The sequence below is a fragment of the Corynebacterium sp. 22-2729 genome (assembly GCF_053479475.1).
This window is the reverse complement of the sequence record NZ_JBRBCA010000002.1, coordinates 193,783-210,397: the sequence shown is the minus strand read 5'-3', so window position 1 is coordinate 210,397 and position 16,615 is coordinate 193,783. Positions and strand designations below refer to the sequence as shown.

Sequence of the window (16,615 nt, the reverse complement as noted above, 5' to 3'; positions counted from 1 at the left end):
GAAGTAGCTGGCGCCAGCCAGTTAGTCCGCAACAAGGCGGCGCAGTGCACCCCGCACTGTGTCGCCTTTTGTCGTGTACCAAAAATCTGGCATGGAACGGCGTATGTAGCTGCCGTAGCGTTTTGTTTCCAGGCGCTGATCCAGCACTGCTACCACACCGCGATCGTCGACCGAGCGCAGCAGTCGGCCAGCGCCCTGAGCCATGAGCAGAGCTGCGTGGTTCGCGGCAACCTCCATAAAGCCGCTGCCACCGCGTTGGTCGGCAGCTTCTTGCCGAGCCTGCTGAAGTGGATCGTCGGGTCGGGGGAAGGGGATGCGGTCGATGAGTACAAGGGAAAGCGACTTGCCCGGTACATCCACACCCTGCCACAGCCCTAGAGTGCCGAAGAGGCACGCTGACTGGTTCTTGCGGAATTTCTCCACCAACGTGGACATCGAATCCTCACCTTGCAGCAGGATGTCGTAGGGTACCACCGTGCGCAGCTGGTCGGCCATGTCTTCGGCAGCGCGCCTGGAGCTGAAAAGCCCCAGGGTGCGTCCGCCCGCGGCGTTGATGAGCTGGGCGGCTTCGTCTACGGAGGCATCGCTGGCGCCGTCGCGCCCCGGTGGTGGCAGATGCCGGGCGACGTAGAGAATGCCGTGGGTGCGGGCATCAAAGGGCGTGCCGGCATCTAGCGTGGCGGTGTTCTTGGGAAGTCCCCAGCGAGCCAGCATGGATGTGAACTTTCCTCCCAGAGCCAGCGTGGCCGAAGTGAGGATTACCGTGTTGCGGCCAAAAAGTCGTTGGCGCAGCAGGTCCGCTACGCTCAGCGGGGCAACGCGCACCACATGCTTTGGACCATGCGTGCCGGAATCAGCTGTGTACCAGACCACGTCTTCGCCGAGGAGATCCTCAGCGGTCGTGCTGTCCTCGCCCTGGGGATCATCAGTACCCTCGCCGACGCGAGAGGCATTGAGGATCCGCACGCACGTATCGTTGAGTTCCTCGGTCGCCACAATCACCGCCAGCCGTTCGGCGGCCTTTTGCGAATCATTCGCAAACTCGGATGCGGGAATGCCGCTGACCTGTCGGTTCGTTTTCCATGCCGCATCTCGCAGGGCTGCGAGCGGCACCTGTAGGTTCTCCGGCACCCCCGTCCAGCGCCCCTCGATGCCCGTGCCGAAACGGTCGTTGCTTTTGGACGCCGCCGTCTCCGTTTTAAGCGCCTCAGTCCACCTGTCACCTGCTTCGGCCAGGGCATCCCCTGCGGCATCGGCACCGGACACTGTCAACTTCGCAGCGCGCTTCGCCAGCACGGCGATGGAGGTGGGGGAGAGTTCCGCTGTGGCGACGGAGGTAATACGGTCTTCTAGTTCGTGGGCTTCGTCCACGATGACGGTGTCGTGATCAGGCAACACGGGGGCGTCCACAAGAGCGTCAATCGCCAGCAAGGCGTGGTTGGTGACGACGATGTCGGCGTCTGCGGCGCGATTCCGGGCGCGCTCAGCAAAGCACTGTTCTCCAAAGGGACAGCGAGTAGCACCGAGGCATTCGCGGGAGGAGACACTGACCTGGCGCCAAGCACGGTCGCTCACGCCTTGGGGAAGGTTATCGCGGTCGCCATCTTCAGTTTCTCCTGCCCATTCGTGCAGGCGGGCGACCTGCGCACCGGTGGCGGAGAGCTGCGAGCGATCCAGCAGGGATTCTTCGGCTTCCTCCACGCCGCTATCGGTCTGTGCATTGGAAACCTTGTTGAGGCACAAGTAGTTGCCACGCCCTTTTTGAATAGCGAACTCCAAGGGGCGGGGAAGCTCCGGTTCGAGAGCCTTAGCCAGGCGTGGCAGGTCACGTTCCACGAGCTGGCGCTGCAGAGCGATCGTCGCGGTGGAGACGATAACGGGGTACGCGGAATCCATGGCCGCGGCGATGCTGGGGATCAGATAGGCCAGGGACTTACCGGTACCGGTGCCGGCCTGCACCGCAAGGTGGTGTTCCTTGTCTATCGCATCGGCTACGGCGGTGGCCATTTTCTGCTGTCCGGGGCGCGGAGCCCCGCCGAGGTCGGCGACGGCGAGGCTCAGCAGGTCGAGGACGTTGGAGGTCATGCGAACCTTTAAGCCTTGATGTGGCGTACCTGCAGGGCGGGCTCGTCACGGGTGAGAGCAAGGCCTTCCCACGGCAGAGACACGAGCTGCTGGGCGCAGTGGGCGCGGGACTCTTCCAAGGTGTGCAGCCCTTCCACCAGCTCGCCATCGCGAACCATCGGGATGGTTAATTGGGTGCTGTTAAGTCCATCGGCTTGGGGCAGATCGCTACCCATGGGGAAGGTGACTTCCTCCACAGCGGTGCCGGACGGGCGGCTAAAACGTGCAGCGTCCTTCGCCCCGCCCAGGCTGGCCTTGCCGCGAGAGCGCTTGGCGACGGGCACTCCGTCGACCTCCACAAGCTTGTAGACCAATCCAGCGGTCGGTGCACCGGATCCCGTAACCACCGAGGTGCCGACGCCAAAGGAATCCACAGGCTCGCTGCGCAGCGCGGCAATGGAGAACTCATCCATGTCGGAGGACACAACGATCTTGGTGTTAGTTGCTCCAAGCGAATCTAGCTGGCGGCGCACGCGCCGGGTAAGCACACCGAGATCACCGGAATCGATGCGCACGGCGCCGAGCTCGGTGCCGGCTGCGGCGATGGCGTTGTCCACGCCTTGGGTGATGTCATAGGTATCTATCAGCAGGGTGGTGTCGGTGCCGAGTGCAGCGACCTGCGCTTTAAAGGCGGAAAGTTCGTCTGGCGTTCCGTCAGGGCGAGTGTGCAGCAGGGTCCACGCGTGCGCCGCAGTGCCGGAGGCAGGGATGCCATAACGCTGCGCAGCCTCCATGTTTGAGGTCGCCACAAAGCCAGCCAGGTAAGCAGCACGCGCGGAGGTGACCGCTGCGTATTCGTGGGTACGACGGGCGCCCATGTCGATAATCGGACGCTCGCCCGCGGCGGTGACCATGCGGGCAGCGGCACTTGCGACAGCGGAGTCCATATTCAGGATGGATAGGATTACCGTTTCCAGGATCACGCATTCGCCGAACGTTCCGCGCACCGTCAGTACAGGGGAGTGTGGGAAGTACAATTCGCCTTCCCGGTAGCCATCAATGTGGCCGGAAAACCGGAAATTACGCAGATACTCCAGGGTTTCGTCCCGTAGGAAGTCAATTCGATCCAACTGTTGGTCGGTGAACACGAAGTCGCGTACCGCGCTGAGAACGCGAGCGGTACCTGCGATCACGCCATAGCGACGCTCGTTGGGTAGGCGTCGGGTGAAGACCTCGAAGGTACAGCTGCGGTTCACCGTGCCATCGAGGATGGCCGCCTCGAGCATGGTCAATTCGTACTTGTCCGTCAGAAGCGCGGAGGAGCGGGTGCGGGACCCCGTGGTTTCTGTGGTGTTATCGTTCACCCGCTCCATGCTAGTCCACGCTTGTCCACGGACCCGGCAGCGAAGATGACCAATGTGGGTACTCTGGGAACTATGACTTCTCCAGCTGCTCCCGCCGCTACGCCCGTAGCGGACAAATTGCCTGAGACACTAACGGAGCCCAACCTGCCGTGGATGTGCATTTGTTGGGACGATCCGGTGAACCTGATGAGCTATGTGACCTATGTCTTCCAGACGGTGCTGGGCTATTCGCGCAAGCGTGCCACCGAGCTGATGATGCAGGTGCACACCGAGGGGAAAGCCGTGGTGAGCTCCGGTGAACGGGACAAGGTTGAGGGGGACGTAAAGAAACTGCAGACCGCCGGGCTGTGGGCGACGATGCAGCGGGCGGACGGGTAGGCGTCACAAAGAAAGAAGGAAGAACACCATGGAGCCGTGGACGAAGAAGAGCAGTTTGTTGCGTGGTACGCGCTTCAATACGCAGCTAGAGCCACTCGAACGCGAGATGCTAGGTGATTCGGCGGTGGCGGTTTCCGACAAGCTGATGGAGCGCGCTCGGACGGCGCCGAAGGACGAGCTGGCGGAGCTGACGGGCATGGCCAGCGGGCACTCCGATGCCCCGAAAGATCCGGGGTTGGCGCGGCTGCTGCCGAGCTTCTTTCGCGAAGGCGACGAGGAAGTCGAAGGGGATGCAGCCCTGACTCGCCAGCTGAACGAGACGGAAATCATCAAGTCGAAGCTGACGAACCTGCGCTTTGTGGTGGACTACCTGGGACCCAATGGTTCCGTAAATGTCTCGTTGACGCAGGATGAGGTTCAACCGTGGCTGAGTGCGATTAACGATATTCGCCTGTACCACTCGGCGCAGTTTGAGGAGTTCAAGAAGGACCTGATAGGCGAGGGCGAAAACTCCGACCAGGCAATGGCTGCGCAGAACTACCTGGATTGGCTGGGGTACCACCAAGACAGTCTGCTTTCGGCGATGATGGGCGAACAATGAGTGTGGAACTCTTTGGCTGCACGCCCGGGCCCACAAATTCCTTAGCTGATGTAGCAGGCATTGGAGTGGGGCACGCCGTGTGCGAGGACGGTGCCGGCGATTCGGGCGTCACCATGATTGTTGCGCCGAAGTCCGCCACCGCCAGCGTTGATGTGCGGGGAGGCGGCCCGGGCACCCGGGAGACAGATCTTTTGGAGCCCCACAATACGGTGCAGGCCGTGCACGCTATTGGTCTTTGTGGTGGCTCTGCCTTTGGTCTTGACGCCCTCACGGGGGCGATGGCCGAATTAGAGCGCAGAGGAATTGGCTTTCCTGTGCTGGGACCTGAGCACCCGGACAAATTGGTGCCGATTGTGCCGGGAGCAGTGATCTTTGATCTGCTTCTGGGGCGCTGGGATTCTCGGCCGGATGCGGCTACGGGGGTTGCAGCGACGGCGGCGGCACTTGATGTTGTGGAGGCAGTGGACACACGCGACATAGCGGAAAATGGCAATGTCGGGGCGGGGTTGGGTGCATCCGCAGGTGCGCTTAAAGGCGGTTTTGGGCAGGCCAGTGCGGTATTTCCTGCAGATACTCCTTTAGCCGGGGTGACTGTGGCAGTTGGCATTGTGGTGAACCCACAGGGGGCAGTTTTTGATCCGGTCTCCGGTATCCCGTGGGGTGTTTCTGCAGAGTTGGATGGAGAATTCGCACGCTACGGACTCGTGGACGGCCTCGTTGATGGTGGGGCGGTGGGCGCTGAGGGCGTCGAAAGACTAAAGAACCGGAACGTGCTCGGCACGAAGATAACGGAAGAGATGCTGGCGCCGAGGCTCAATACGACAATCGGGGTGGTGGCGACGGACGCGCCTTTGACGAAGGCGCAGGCGAAGAGGTTGGCGCTGGCCGGGCATGATGGGATTGCGCGGGCTATTCGACCTGCCCATATGCCGATGGATGGCGATACGCTGTTTGCGATGGCGACTGGGGAGGGGACGGCCGTAGACGATATCGCTATGAGTATGTTGTCGGCCACAGTGGCGAACACTGTGGAACGGGCGATTGTGCATGCGGTGCTGGCGGCAGAGACAGCCTTCGGGGTGCAGAGCTGGCGTGATGTGGTTCGAGGTGGATAAGGAACGTGGCTGAGTTCATGGTAGGAGCTTCGGAACGCGGAGCAGAACCGGCGAACTATGCGCCGATCGGTGTGTTTGATTCGGGAGTCGGTGGCTTGACGGTCGCACGGGCGATCGTGGATCTTTTGCCACATGAGAACCTGGTGTACATCGGTGACACGGCGAACTCGCCGTACGGGGATAAACCGCTGGCGCAGGTGAGAGAATTATCGATCAGGATTGCGGATAAATTGGCGGAGCGAGGCTGCAAGATGATTGTGGTGGCGTGTAATTCTGCTTCGTCGGCGTTTATTAGAGATGCGCGAGAAAGATACTCCATTCCCGTCATTGAAGTGATTTTGCCCGCGGTGCGGCGCGCAGCAGCGGCAACTCGCAATGGAAAAATCGGTGTTATTGGCACCCAGGCGACGGTGAGCAGTAGGTCTTACCAGGATCTCTTTGCTGCGATTCCAGGAGTGGAGGCGTACGCGCAGGCCTGTCCGCAATTTGTGCCTTTCGTGGAGCGCGGAATGACCAGCGGACGGCAACTGATGGGGCTGGCGGAAAACTACCTAGAGCCACTCAAGGTGGCGGAGGTGGATACATTGGTGCTGGGGTGCACGCACTATCCGCTGCTTGCGGGGGTGGTGCAGCTGGTGATGGGGGATAATGTCACGCTGATTAATAGTGCGGAAGAAACAGCGAAGACTGTTTATCGAACGTTAGCGGAACAGGGGCTATTGGCTGATGAGAACCCTGGGCGTGCCGTAGAGCTTTCCTTTGAGTCGACAGGCGATCCCCAGAGGTTCGCGAAGTTGGCTGGCCGGTTCTTGGGGCCTGCGATCACTTCTGTGTCGCAGATTCCGGAAATGGTGCGCTAAGAGAGAACAGACCAAGAGTTAGCGGCGGTGTCAGCCCTTGCGATGATGCCGGATGGCTTGCCGCGATTATGCAGAGGAGTAGGCGTGCACGCAAGAACCACCGACACCACGGTGGTCGCCCTTTCACACATTCACCACCTCTTCGTGGCAGAATGACAAGCTATGGAACTGGTAGTGCTGGGATGCTCCGGAAGCGTCGAGGGACCCGACAGCGCCGCGTCGGGCTACATTGTCCGCCAAACGGCTGCCCGCACAACTAAGCACAGCACCCCTCCCGCCACGGCCGACGTCCTCCTTGACTGTGGCCCCGGCGTACTCAGCGCAATGCAACGCGCCGAAGGGATCGACCCTTCCGCGTGCCATGTCGCCTTTAGCCACATGCATGCCGACCATTGCCTAGACTTCCCATCATTGCTGGTCTGGCGTCGATTCCACCCCACCGCGCCCGCGCCACACCGTCACCAGCTACTCGGCCCTGCCATCGCCTGCAAGCACCTCTCCGCCGCTGGCGCCGATGCACCCGAAAACCCCGATGATTTCACCGATACTTTCGATATCGCCACCTATAACGTCGGCGAAGGGCCTTTTGACGCCAGCACGTATCCAGCCCACCCCATTGGGCCATTTACGATCTACGCAGCCACCGCCGTACACCCCACGGAGGCCTACCTACTGCGCGTGGAAGACAACGCAGGTAACTCCCTGGTGTACTCGGGGGACACTGCCTGGACCGACAACCTGGCCCACATCGCAGCGGGAGCAGACGTATTCCTCTGCGAAGCCACCTGGGGTGAAAACTCCGAAGGCCAGCCCACCGGTATGCACATTTCCGGCGAGGACGCAGGCCGCGCTGCCCAGGCTGCCGGAGTCGGCAAGCTGGTACTTACCCACATCCCGCCGTGGGGAGACGCAGAGGGCGCAGTCCGCGGCGCTGCCCGCCACTACGACGGAGAGATCCTGGTTGCTCGCCCGGGTATGCGCCTCACCATAGGGGAGTAGCCCGTCCGGGGCAGCTAGTAAACTAAAGCCCCATGACGAACTCCAACGCAGAGAACAACCCAAGCAACTTCACCCGCGCTGACGGTCGTGCCACCAATGAACTTCGCCCGGTGCGTATCACTCGAGGATTCACCAGCAACCCCGCAGGTAGCGTGTTGGTGGAATTTGGCAACACCCGCGTGATGTGCACCGCCAGCGTCGAGGAAGGCGTGCCACGGTTCAAGAAGGATTCCGGTGAAGGTTGGCTGACCGCCGAATACGCCATGCTGCCAGCCTCTACCCACGAGCGTATGCCCCGCGAGTCCATGAAGGGCAAAGTCAAGGGGCGTACCCAGGAAATCTCCCGCCTTGTCGGCCGCGCGCTACGCGCCGCCGTGGACCTGAAGGAGCTGGGAGAAAACACAGTCAATATCGACTGCGATGTTCTGCAGGCCGACGGTGGTACTCGCACCGCAGCCATCACTGGCGCATACGTGGCGCTGGCTGATGCTTTGGCGGTGTTGCAAGCGAGGGGCGTCGTACCCGGGCAACCGCTTCGCGCACCTGTCGCGGCAGTCTCCGTGGGCATCATCGACGGCGTGCCGTGCCTCGACCTGCCTTATGAGGAGGACTCTCGGGCGGACGTGGACATGAATGTGGCGATGACGGCTGAGGGACGGTTCGTGGAGATCCAGGGCACCGGCGAAGCTGCGGAGTTCACGCGCGAAGAGCTGAATACGTTGCTGGACTTGGCTGAAGGTGGCCTCCGGGAACTCATTGAGGCGCAGCGAGCGGCGCTGGCGCAGGAGCTTTAAGGAATCGCTCTAAAGGATTACGACAAGCGACAGGGGAGGAGTAGCCATGCGAGTACTGGTTGCCTCAAGGAATAAGAAGAAGCTGGCCGAGCTGAACCGCATGCTGGAAGCGGCAAACGTAACCGGTGTCGAACTAGTGGGGCTGGGTGATGTGCCGGAATACCCAGAGACCCCGGAGACCGGCGCGACGTTCGCGGACAACGCGCGAATTAAGACTAACGACGGCGTGCGGCACGCGGGCCTGCCAACCATCGCGGATGATTCCGGGCTGGCCGTGGATGCGCTCAATGGGATGCCAGGAGTGCTGAGCGCCCGCTGGTCCGGTGGTCATGGCGACGACAAAGCAAACAATGACCTTCTGTTAGCGCAGATGGGCGATGTGCCGGACGAGCGGCGCGGGGCGCATTTCGTATCCGCCTGCGTGCTGCAACTACCCGCTGAAGTGGCGGCCGAGCGTGGCATGGAGACCGAATACGCTGTGGAAGGTCGCTGGTACGGCCGCGTGCTGCGCGCCGAGCAGGGTGAGGGTGGTTTCGGCTATGACCCGTTGTTCGCACCCGACGAGTTGCCAGCGGGCCAGGAACAAGAGCTAGCGGGCAAGTCTGCGGGCGAACTAACGGCGGAGCAGAAGGATGCGGTTTCCCACCGCGGTAAAGCCCTGCGTCAACTGGTGGAAATCCTGGCGCAACTAGCGGATTAAAGTTCCGCAAAGATGTAGCCTCGCCCGTCACGGAAGCGGGGTTAAGCCACGTATGATGGGGCAAGGCACAAGCCCGAACAACTAACTAGTGAAAGGACTCCTCCGCGTGACCGCCCCCGGCACTGACAGCGACCAGGCCACCTTCAGCCCCACCAGCCCCAGCGGCATTGTGGCCGGATCGCAAGCTGACCTCAGTTGGCTGGAGGACGTCTACAAATTCTTCCACCAGCACCCTGAGCTCTCGGGCGCAGAGGAAGTGACCGCACAGACGATCGCCAAGGAATTGGAGGCCTTCCCGAACTGGGAGATCACAACCAAAATCGGCGGCTACGGCATCACCGCTGTGCTGGAAAACGGCGAAGGGCCGACGGTGCTGATGCGCGCCGATTTCGATGGCCTGCCCGTAGCGGAGAAAACCGGCGTGGACTATGCCTCCACTTATTCGCAGCTCAACGCCTCCGGTGAGCGCGTGGCCACCATGCACGCCTGTGGCCACGACCAGCACACCACCAGCCTATTAGGCGCTATGCGCATTCTCGACGAAGAACGCGCACACTGGTCCGGTACGGTCGTGGCATTGTTCCAACCGGCGGAAGAGGCGTCAATCGGTGCGCACAAGATGGTCTCCGACGGTTTGGGGCGCATCATTCCCCGCCCCGATGTATGCCTGGCACAGCACATTGTGGCCGGGCCAGCGGGGCATGTGTACTCCGCGCCGGGGCCGGTGATGACTTCCTCCACCACTATCGAAATCACTCTCTATGGCCGCGGCGCGCATGCTTCCATGCCGCACCGATCTGTGGATCCGGTGGTGCTGGCGGCGTCGACAGTGATGAAGCTGCAGACGATTGTTTCCCGCGAGGTGCCGCCGAATAAATTCGCTGTGATCACCGTCGCCTCGGTGGAAGCTGGCAAGGCGAATAACGTGATCCCGGATTCCGCGAAAATCTCTCTTTCCTGCCGCTTCTACGACGAGGAGCTGCGCCAAAAGTGTGTGGATGCGATCAAGCGCGTGGTACGCGCCGAGGCCATGGGAGCCGGCGCCGACCGCGAGCCGGATTTCAAATTCGTCGGCCTGCTGGGTGCTACCGACAACGCCCCCGAGGTCTATGACGTTGTCCGCCCCCACTTCGACAGCTCCTTCGGTGAGGATTCCCTAGAGATGGAGCCTTGGACCGCCTCCGAGGACTTCTCCGTGATCCCGAAGTCCTTTGGCTGCCCCTACATGCTGTGGACTATCGGCATTACCCCACGCCGCCAGTGGCAGCGTGCCGAGGCCGCCGGGCGGTTGGATATCGACATCCCCACCAACCACAACCCCGGTTTCCTGCCGGATCTTTCCACCCTGCAAGTCTCTACGCGCGCGGCTGCGGTCGCGATCCTGGCGTGCCTGCAATCCGAGTGGGAGAAGCCGGAGGCCGAGCCACACGCCATGGGTGCGCCCGTGCCCACCGACGAGGAGATCGACGCAGTCGCCGTGGAGACCTCGCTGGTCGAGTAGTCGCGCATTGCGTTGGATACACACGGTACCGCGCAGCATGCACCCGGAAGCTAGTCCAGGTGGAAAGTCGCCTTAACTTCCTCGCGGCGCTTCTTCTCCACGACGAAGCTCAGGAAAGGTACCACACCCGCGAGCATTGTGGTCAGCCACTTCGCGGGCTCCCAGCGGGCCTTCGTGCCTAGATCCAGGCAGCAGATCACGTAGATCATAAACACCACGCCATGCGCCGGGCCGATGTAGCTAAACCACTCCGGAGTATTGTCGGCGCCCAGCACCAAGCGCTTAAGGATCATCTCGGCCACCAGAATCAGCAGCCAGATACCGGTCACGACCGCCGCCACGGAGTACACCTTCAGCGACTTCGCCACCCGCGCGCGACGCTCCGGGTGAATCGCCGTCGTCTGCTCGTTGCTCATTGCTTAGCGTCCCTCTTTCTTAGTTTCTTGTTCGTTACTGTCGCTGCCGTCACTACCGGCATTGCCCTCGTACGCCCCGTTGTGTGACGCCCTCATACGCGCCTGCTTACGCCTATCATCCACAAATACGTCTTCGGCTCCTTCAGCCTGCAGGAAGTCCTGCGGTACCTCGGTGATTTCATCAGTCGGCTGAGTAGGAGCAGCAGGGGAGATGTCGCCCTGCAGCCGCTCCTTTTCGTATTGGATGTACTTGCGGTACGCCACGACGAAGAAGATGCCAAAGATTGGCCACTGGATGGCATATCCCAAGTTCTGGAAGCTACCGCCATTAGATTGCCAACGGCTCCACTGCCACCACGCCAGCAGCAAGGTGGCGATCACCGCGAGCACTAGGAAGATGATTTGAATAATGCGAACGCGCAGCGGAAACGGGTGAGTTGTTTCGTCTACCTCGGAGTGTTCGTTCACAGAGCCACATTCTACCCGTCAGGGCTGTGCCACCTAATCCACTTAATCCACCTAATTTCTTTTTATGCTGGCTCGCTTGCTAGCATAAAAGGGGAAGCGCGGTTATCCGCGTTCTTTTTGCGCCTGTGGCGGAATTGGCAGACGCGCTGGATTTAGGTTCCAGTGTCTTATGACGTGGGAGTTCAAGTCTCCCCAGGCGCACAAACTCTTACAGCCCCGCTTGACTGAACTGGCCCCCGAAAGTTGGACTGGTTTAATTCTAGGCGGTTAGGGCTTCAAGGGTCTGATTCCGATATTGCATCGGGGTCAGGCCCTTGAGTCGTTGTTGGACGCGTTCGGTGTTGTACCACCCGATGTACTCGTCGATCGCTTGGTTGAACTCTGCGACCGTGTCGAAGACTTCACCGTGGTACATCTCGGTTTTCAAGTGCCCGAAGAAGTTCTCCATGACCGCGTTGTCGGAACAGTTGGCTTTACGCGACATCGACTGAACACCGCCGTTGTCACCGATCAGATCGCGCCAGGAGGCGTGCTGGTACTGGAAGCCTTGGTCAGTGTGCATCATCCACCCGGGTTCAGGCGCACTCGCCGCGATCGCCTTGGACAAAGAATCGGTGGTCAACGCTGTCGACGGTGATGTAGCCACGGTGTGGGCGACGATTGAGCGGTCGAACAGGTCCATCACCGGCGACAAATACACTTTGCGGCCTGCGACCCTGAACTCGGTGACGTCGCTGACAAAGACGGTGTTTGGCTGATCCGGGGTGAACTTGCGGTCAAGTTTGTTGTCAGCGATGTGGCTGATCGTCCCGGTGTAGGAAACATAAGGTCTACGTTGGCGGATCTTGGCTCGAATGCCCATCTCACGCATGAGTTTGTAGACGAGTTTGTGGTTGACCACCCACCCCTGGTTACGCAGGTCAAGTAGCACTCGTCGATAGCCGTAGCGATGCTTGTTACGTTCAAAACTTGCCCGGATCGCGTCTTTGAGCTCGGCGTGCTTATCTGGCTGGCCGAGGCGTTTCTGGTGGTAGAAGAACGTCGACCGTGGGATACCTGCTGCCTCTAGGAGGTACTCCAAGCGGTGGTGCGACTTGAGGATGACAATCGCCTGGACTTTCAGGCGCGTCCCTGATTCCTCAAGTCCCGCAATTTTTTTAAGTACGCGTTTTCCGCTTCCAATCGCGCGATCCGGCGCCGCAGCTTCTCCTCTTCGGTCAGCGGCTTTGGCACAGCCGAGCCTTTGGGTCTGCCCTTCGGCTTCGGTTTTAACGCCTCATCGCCACCGTTACGCCATTGCCGCGACCAATAACTGACCAGCTGATCTGACGACAGGCCAAACTCACGCGCAAGATCCATCTTTGTCTCGCCGGCAAGATAGCGTTGGACAACTTCCTTCTTGACCTCGAACGAGTACTGCTGCTTAATCGGTTTCTCCACAAGACATAGCCTGCCATGCAGCTTAAACCGACGACAGAGCATACGGGCGGCATACTTGGAGACACCAAGGGCATTGGCAGCGGCTGTATAACCCATGCCTTGCTCAAATAGTTCAACCAACTGCTCGCGCTGATGCTCACTTAGCGAACTTCGTGCTCTCAATGAAAACTACTCCCCACTAGTCGGTAACTGATTTCTCAGTCCAACTAATGGGGAGCAGTTCAGACATAGCGGGGCTGTGTTCATTTCCGACTTATTTGCGCCCGCTAGTACAAGGGGAGTGCGGTCGCATGTGCGAATGATCGCGCGTTAGAGCTCCTTGGCGATGCGTGCAACGTGGCCGGTGGCCTTCACGTTGTACTTCGCCACGGCGATCTTGCCTTCCTCGTCGATGACGAACGTGGAGCGGATCACGCCCTGAACAACCTTCCCGTAGTTCTTCTTCTCCCCAAATGCGCCATAGGCTTTCATGACGGACTTGTCGGCGTCGGACAGAAGGGGGAAGCTCAGCTCGTACTTATCGCGGAACTTCTCCAGGGCTTCTACCTTGTCGGGAGAAATGCCGACTACATCGACACCCTGACCGTTGAGCTCGGTGAGGGAATCGCGGAAATCGCAGGCCTCGGTGGTGCAGCCGGGAGTATCAGCCTTGGGGTAGAAGTACACGATCACCTTGCGGCCCGCGTAGTCCGCCAGACTCACGTTCTTGCCGGAATCGCTGGGCAGAGAAAACTCTGGAGCCTTGTCGCCGACCTGCAGTCGGGTGGGCTCGTTTGCGGTGGAATTGCTGTTCTCAGTCATGCACCCCACCCTAGCGAAAGCGTTGACGGGCTGGATCATTTACAATGTTCAGGTAGCAATTAAACGTTCGAAAAAGGGAGAAACTTCCGTGGCCCGTAGCATCGATGCCATCCAGCGCGACATTGAACGCACCCGCAGCCAGCTGGGACGGACGCTGGAGGAGCTGTCCGTCCGTGCAGATCCGAAGAACCTGGCGGATGACGCTCGCGGCCAGGCCGTGAACACCCTCAAGGAGCCGAAGGTGCAGATGATCATCGGTGGCGTTGTCGCCGGTGTTGCACTGCTGACCGCATTGGCGATCGGCTCCAAGCGCAAGGAAAAGAAGCAGATCAAGGAAATCCAGCGCCTGCTGGCTGCAACCCGCTAAGCGGGTAGCGTTGCAAAATCTGGCGCTGCCCAGCCCTAAGAAGCTGGCCACGCTTGGTCTGCTGACCATATTTTCGATCGGCGCAGGTTTCGCCTGCGAAGCGGTGGGGGTTCCTGCCGCGTGGATTTTTTCTTTCCTGATCGTCTTCGGCATTTATGCCATTTTCAGCGACCGGCAGGTCAGCCCGCCCAAGAAGGCGATGATCCCCTCCCAGGTGATCATCGCCCTTTTGTGTTCCTCGCCTCTGACGACTATCAACGTCGGCACCATTGCCTCCTATGCCGGACCCACCGCCATGTCACTGGTGGTTACGCTGGCGGTGTGCCTGTTGGCCTCCTGGCTGTTGGTGCGCATTCACCGGGTCGGCCCGGCCACCTCCGTCCTGGCCACGCTCGCAGGCGGGGCCAGCGCAATGGTGATGCTCTCCCGCGAGCTGAATGCGGACACGCGCTTTGTCACCTTGACGCAGTACCTGCGCGTATCCATTATCGTCTTGACCCTGCCCGGGCTGGTCACCCTGCTTTCCCAAGTCGGGGGCGACGAAGCAGACGCGGCGGAGGGGGCGTCAACAGGAAAAGAAAGCCTCCTCGACGGCCTACAGACGAACTGGCAAGGCGTGGTCGGTGCGGTGGTAGTGGGGCTGGCCGTGTGGGCGTTTACGCGGCTGACGGCGCGGTGGTTCAGTATCAGCTCGCCGTACCTGCTGCTGAGTATTGCTTTCGCCATGATCGGCGTGATGGTCTTCAGCGTGCCGCACGAGTTCATTGCGCCGAACGGGCTGCTGGAGAAGCTGGCCTATGCGCTCGTCGGCGTGCAGGCCGGCGGCACTCTGACAAAGGGCGCGCTACGGCAGTTCGTGAAGGCTCTGCCCGTCATTCTGGGGGTGATCGCCCTAATGATCGCCAGCTCTATCGGCACGGCCTTCGCCATCGCGGGATTATGGGACTTCAAGGTTTTGGACGCCTACCTTGCCACCGTGCCTGGCGGCATCTACGCAGTCCTCGCATTCGCGCACGACGCGGGCAGCCAGCCGATCGTCACGGTCATTCAAGTAATGCGCATGATCGCCATGTTGGTGGTGGGCGCCTACGCGCCGCAGATCATTCGGCTGGTGTTTGGCCCGGGCGCGGCAGACGGGCGGCCGGAGCCGCGTGAGACGCAACGCCAGGGGTAGTAAGTCCTAGGAACCTAGTGGTTAGTGCTGGGCGGGGGAGAGTGAGGCGGCGTCCGCAAGAATTTCCATAGACCGCAGGGATTCCGCGGTCGACGGCGACTGCAGCGAGACCATGAGCTCGTCGGCTTGGGCGTGAGTACGGAACTCCTCGAGGTAACGACGGACGACGTCGCGCGTGCCGACGGCGGAGTAGCGCAACATATCCAGGATCTGCTGGCCGGCGGGGGAATCGATAAGCATATCCAGCTCCTCCTCCGTAAGGCTGCGGCCACGACCCGCCATAACGCGCACGCGGTTGCGGCAGACCTGGCGCCACTGCTCATCGGCCTCTTCTTGGGAATCGGCGGCGGTGACGTTTACTGCGGCAATGACATAAGGTTCCGGGTGGCGTTCCGAGGGCTGGTAGTTGTCTCGGTAGACCTGCACGGCCTGCGTGAGAGCGGCGGGCGCAAAGTGGCTGGCGAAGCTGTAAGGCAGGCCTAGGTGTGCAGCCAGCTGTGCGCCGAATAGGGAGGAACCCAGGATGTACAGTGGCACATTAGTGCCCATGCCGGGGACGGCTACAACACCGGGGATCTTGGACTCGCCGTTGAGGTAGCCGTTGAGTTCGGCGACGTCTTGCGGGAAGGTCTCCGCCGCGGAAGGCTCGCGGCGCAGGGCACGGAGGGTCATTTGGTCGGTGCCGGGGGCGCGGCCGAGGCCGAGATCAATGCGGCCCGGGTGGAGCTCTGCGAGGGTGCCGAACTGCTCGGCGATGACGAGCGGGGCGTGGTTCGGGAGCATGACGCCACCGGCGCCCAAGTTAATCGTGGAGGTCTTAGCCGCAATGTGTGCAATGAGGACGGCGGGCGAGGAGCTGGCGATGGATTTCATGTTGTGGTGCTCTGAGTACCAGATGCGCTTGAAACCGAGCTTCTCGGCTTGCTGGGCCCACTGGACGGAGCGGTTGAATGCGTCGGCGGGGCGCTCGCCCTTGTAGACGGTGGCGAAGTCCAGCAAGCTCAGAGGGGCAAGGGAGTTCTCGTGAGTCGTGGTGTCCGTCATAGTGGTTTGGATGCCTCCTTGGTGTGAGCCTGCTTTAGGGTTTGGGGATCCTTTACAGACGATAACCACCGTGGTGGGGCGGTTATTCCGCTGGCGCTGGTCGGGGGTAGGTAAGACAAAACCCCCACCGGGACTGATCCCGATGGGGGTGAGAGTGTGGGCTATCAGGGACTCGAACCCCGAACCCGCTGATTAAGAGTCAGCTGCTCTGCCAATTGAGCTAATAGCCCGCGTTATTCGAAGCGCTGTGCGCCTCGGCAACGTGGAAAACTTTATACCTTGGTGTGTGTACAACACAAATCGCCTGGTCGGGGCGGATAATTGGCAGTCCGCAAGCGTGGCTAGAAGTTAGCTGCAAGAGTGGACAGCCTGGCGGAAGCGAGTGCACGAATACAAGCCAGGAGGTATCGCCACCGTTTATAACGTTTACGCTACGAACAGCTGAAACCCGGTCAAATCACTAACGTTCCTCCAACAGCAACCGTTATGGTTTAGGACAGTCACATTTTCTACACACACATTTCTTTCT

General features: G+C 60.7%; 17 protein-coding genes and 2 tRNA genes. 11 read left to right on the top strand and 8 right to left on the bottom strand.

All coding sequences use genetic code 11. The features are described from left to right. Positions 1-21: 21 nt before the first annotated feature. Positions 22-2,085, bottom strand: a complete 2,064-nt coding sequence (locus ACUY2T_RS02460) for an ATP-dependent DNA helicase (protein WP_448307424.1) — start codon at positions 2,083-2,085, stop codon at positions 22-24. Between the two features lie 8 nt (positions 2,086-2,093). Beyond that, positions 2,094-3,437 carry a nicotinate phosphoribosyltransferase gene (locus ACUY2T_RS02455; RefSeq protein ID WP_293791861.1) on the bottom strand — a complete coding sequence of 448 codons (1,344 nt, stop codon included), beginning with the start codon at positions 3,435-3,437 and terminating at the stop codon, positions 2,094-2,096. A 63-nt stretch (positions 3,438-3,500) separates the two neighbouring features. Here ACUY2T_RS02455 and clpS point away from each other — a divergent pair, with 63 nt between their 5' ends. From clpS to ACUY2T_RS02415, 8 genes are all read left to right on the top strand, one after another. After that, positions 3,501-3,806 carry an ATP-dependent Clp protease adapter ClpS gene (gene clpS, locus ACUY2T_RS02450; RefSeq protein WP_011273166.1) on the top strand — a complete coding sequence of 102 codons (306 nt, stop codon included), beginning with the start codon at positions 3,501-3,503 and terminating at the stop codon, positions 3,804-3,806. A gap of 28 nt (positions 3,807-3,834) precedes the next feature. Continuing rightward, the gene (locus tag ACUY2T_RS02445; RefSeq protein ID WP_293791860.1) at positions 3,835-4,407 is read left to right on the top strand and encodes a DUF2017 domain-containing protein; all 573 of its coding nucleotides are present in this window, start codon (positions 3,835-3,837) and stop codon (positions 4,405-4,407) included. Then, complete coding sequence (locus tag ACUY2T_RS02440) at positions 4,404-5,522, top strand: P1 family peptidase (protein WP_448307421.1); 1,119 nt, start codon at positions 4,404-4,406, stop codon at positions 5,520-5,522. The genes ACUY2T_RS02445 and ACUY2T_RS02440 overlap by 4 nt, the downstream gene beginning before the upstream one ends. Positions 5,523-5,539: 17 nt before the next feature. Next, positions 5,540-6,382 carry a glutamate racemase gene (gene murI / locus ACUY2T_RS02435; protein WP_448307480.1) on the top strand — a complete coding sequence of 281 codons (843 nt, stop codon included), beginning with the start codon at positions 5,540-5,542 and terminating at the stop codon, positions 6,380-6,382. A gap of 162 nt (positions 6,383-6,544) precedes the next feature. Further along, a complete protein-coding gene (locus ACUY2T_RS02430; protein ID WP_448307419.1) occupies positions 6,545-7,381 on the top strand; it encodes an MBL fold metallo-hydrolase in 837 nt (278 codons plus the stop codon). Between the two features lie 32 nt (positions 7,382-7,413). Further along, complete coding sequence (gene rph, locus ACUY2T_RS02425) at positions 7,414-8,175, top strand: ribonuclease PH (protein WP_448307417.1); 762 nt, start codon at positions 7,414-7,416, stop codon at positions 8,173-8,175. A gap of 46 nt (positions 8,176-8,221) precedes the next feature. Further along, positions 8,222-8,875: a non-canonical purine NTP pyrophosphatase gene (locus ACUY2T_RS02420; protein WP_448307415.1), complete on the top strand. Its 654-nt coding sequence runs from the start codon at positions 8,222-8,224 to the stop codon at positions 8,873-8,875. Positions 8,876-8,981: 106 nt separating this feature from the next. Continuing rightward, positions 8,982-10,376 (top strand): amidohydrolase, encoded by a 1,395-nt coding sequence (locus tag ACUY2T_RS02415; protein ID WP_448307413.1) that lies wholly within the window; start codon positions 8,982-8,984, stop codon positions 10,374-10,376. A gap of 50 nt (positions 10,377-10,426) precedes the next feature. On the opposite strand, the gene ACUY2T_RS02410 is transcribed toward ACUY2T_RS02415, so the two are convergent. Both ACUY2T_RS02410 and ACUY2T_RS02405 read right to left on the bottom strand, forming a co-directional pair. After that, complete coding sequence (locus ACUY2T_RS02410; protein ID WP_448307412.1) at positions 10,427-10,792, bottom strand: DUF3817 domain-containing protein; 366 nt, start codon at positions 10,790-10,792, stop codon at positions 10,427-10,429. A gap of 3 nt (positions 10,793-10,795) precedes the next feature. Beyond that, positions 10,796-11,260, bottom strand: a complete 465-nt coding sequence (locus tag ACUY2T_RS02405) for a hypothetical protein (protein WP_448307410.1) — start codon at positions 11,258-11,260, stop codon at positions 10,796-10,798. A gap of 119 nt (positions 11,261-11,379) precedes the next feature. Here ACUY2T_RS02405 and ACUY2T_RS02400 point away from each other — a divergent pair. Continuing rightward, a tRNA-Leu gene (locus ACUY2T_RS02400) sits at positions 11,380-11,461 on the top strand. 58 nt (positions 11,462-11,519) lie between these two features. Here the strand turns inward: ACUY2T_RS02400 and ACUY2T_RS02395 are convergent. Then, positions 11,520-12,862, bottom strand: a protein-coding gene (locus ACUY2T_RS02395) for an IS3 family transposase (RefSeq protein ID WP_448307408.1) whose coding sequence is annotated in 2 segments (ribosomal slippage) — positions 11,520-12,421 and positions 12,421-12,862 — 1,344 coding nt in all. Because the reading frame shifts where the segments join, the coding sequence is not laid out codon by codon here. Positions 12,863-13,009: 147 nt separating this feature from the next. Further along, positions 13,010-13,501: a thioredoxin-dependent thiol peroxidase gene (gene bcp / locus ACUY2T_RS02390; RefSeq protein ID WP_448307407.1), complete on the bottom strand. Its 492-nt coding sequence runs from the start codon at positions 13,499-13,501 to the stop codon at positions 13,010-13,012. An 88-nt stretch (positions 13,502-13,589) separates the two neighbouring features. Here bcp and ACUY2T_RS02385 point away from each other — a divergent pair, with 88 nt between their 5' ends. Next, entirely contained in the window at positions 13,590-13,868 is a 279-nt protein-coding gene (locus tag ACUY2T_RS02385; RefSeq protein ID WP_293791462.1) for a DUF3618 domain-containing protein, read from the top strand. A gap of 10 nt (positions 13,869-13,878) precedes the next feature. Continuing rightward, positions 13,879-15,042 carry an AbrB family transcriptional regulator gene (locus tag ACUY2T_RS02380; protein ID WP_448307405.1) on the top strand — a complete coding sequence of 388 codons (1,164 nt, stop codon included), beginning with the start codon at positions 13,879-13,881 and terminating at the stop codon, positions 15,040-15,042. A gap of 21 nt (positions 15,043-15,063) precedes the next feature. Here ACUY2T_RS02380 and ACUY2T_RS02375 read toward each other — a convergent pair whose 3' ends face one another. Both ACUY2T_RS02375 and ACUY2T_RS02370 read right to left on the bottom strand, forming a co-directional pair. Next, positions 15,064-16,086 carry an LLM class flavin-dependent oxidoreductase gene (locus tag ACUY2T_RS02375; RefSeq protein ID WP_448307403.1) on the bottom strand — a complete coding sequence of 341 codons (1,023 nt, stop codon included), beginning with the start codon at positions 16,084-16,086 and terminating at the stop codon, positions 15,064-15,066. Between the two features lie 157 nt (positions 16,087-16,243). Further along, positions 16,244-16,316 (bottom strand) — tRNA-Lys (locus ACUY2T_RS02370). Positions 16,317-16,615 lie beyond the last annotated feature (299 nt).

What these genes read in the sequence shown, in the direction of transcription:
- ACUY2T_RS02460 (WP_448307424.1), bottom strand. Translation starts at nt 2,085, where the DNA reads ATGACCTCCAACGTCCTCGACCTGCTGAGCCTCGCCGTCGCCGACCTC.
- ACUY2T_RS02455 (WP_293791861.1), bottom strand. Translation starts at nt 3,437, where the DNA reads ATGGAGCGGGTGAACGATAACACCACAGAAACCACGGGGTCCCGCACC.
- clpS (WP_011273166.1), top strand. Translation starts at nt 3,501, where the DNA reads ATGACTTCTCCAGCTGCTCCCGCCGCTACGCCCGTAGCGGACAAATTG.
- ACUY2T_RS02445 (WP_293791860.1), top strand. Translation starts at nt 3,835, where the DNA reads ATGGAGCCGTGGACGAAGAAGAGCAGTTTGTTGCGTGGTACGCGCTTC.
- ACUY2T_RS02440 (WP_448307421.1), top strand. Translation starts at nt 4,404, where the DNA reads ATGAGTGTGGAACTCTTTGGCTGCACGCCCGGGCCCACAAATTCCTTA.
- murI (WP_448307480.1), top strand. Translation starts at nt 5,540, where the DNA reads ATGGTAGGAGCTTCGGAACGCGGAGCAGAACCGGCGAACTATGCGCCG.
- ACUY2T_RS02430 (WP_448307419.1), top strand. Translation starts at nt 6,545, where the DNA reads ATGGAACTGGTAGTGCTGGGATGCTCCGGAAGCGTCGAGGGACCCGAC.
- rph (WP_448307417.1), top strand. Translation starts at nt 7,414, where the DNA reads ATGACGAACTCCAACGCAGAGAACAACCCAAGCAACTTCACCCGCGCT.
- ACUY2T_RS02420 (WP_448307415.1), top strand. Translation starts at nt 8,222, where the DNA reads ATGCGAGTACTGGTTGCCTCAAGGAATAAGAAGAAGCTGGCCGAGCTG.
- ACUY2T_RS02410 (WP_448307412.1), bottom strand. Translation starts at nt 10,792, where the DNA reads ATGAGCAACGAGCAGACGACGGCGATTCACCCGGAGCGTCGCGCGCGG.
- bcp (WP_448307407.1), bottom strand. Translation starts at nt 13,501, where the DNA reads ATGACTGAGAACAGCAATTCCACCGCAAACGAGCCCACCCGACTGCAG.
- ACUY2T_RS02375 (WP_448307403.1), bottom strand. Translation starts at nt 16,086, where the DNA reads ATGACGGACACCACGACTCACGAGAACTCCCTTGCCCCTCTGAGCTTG.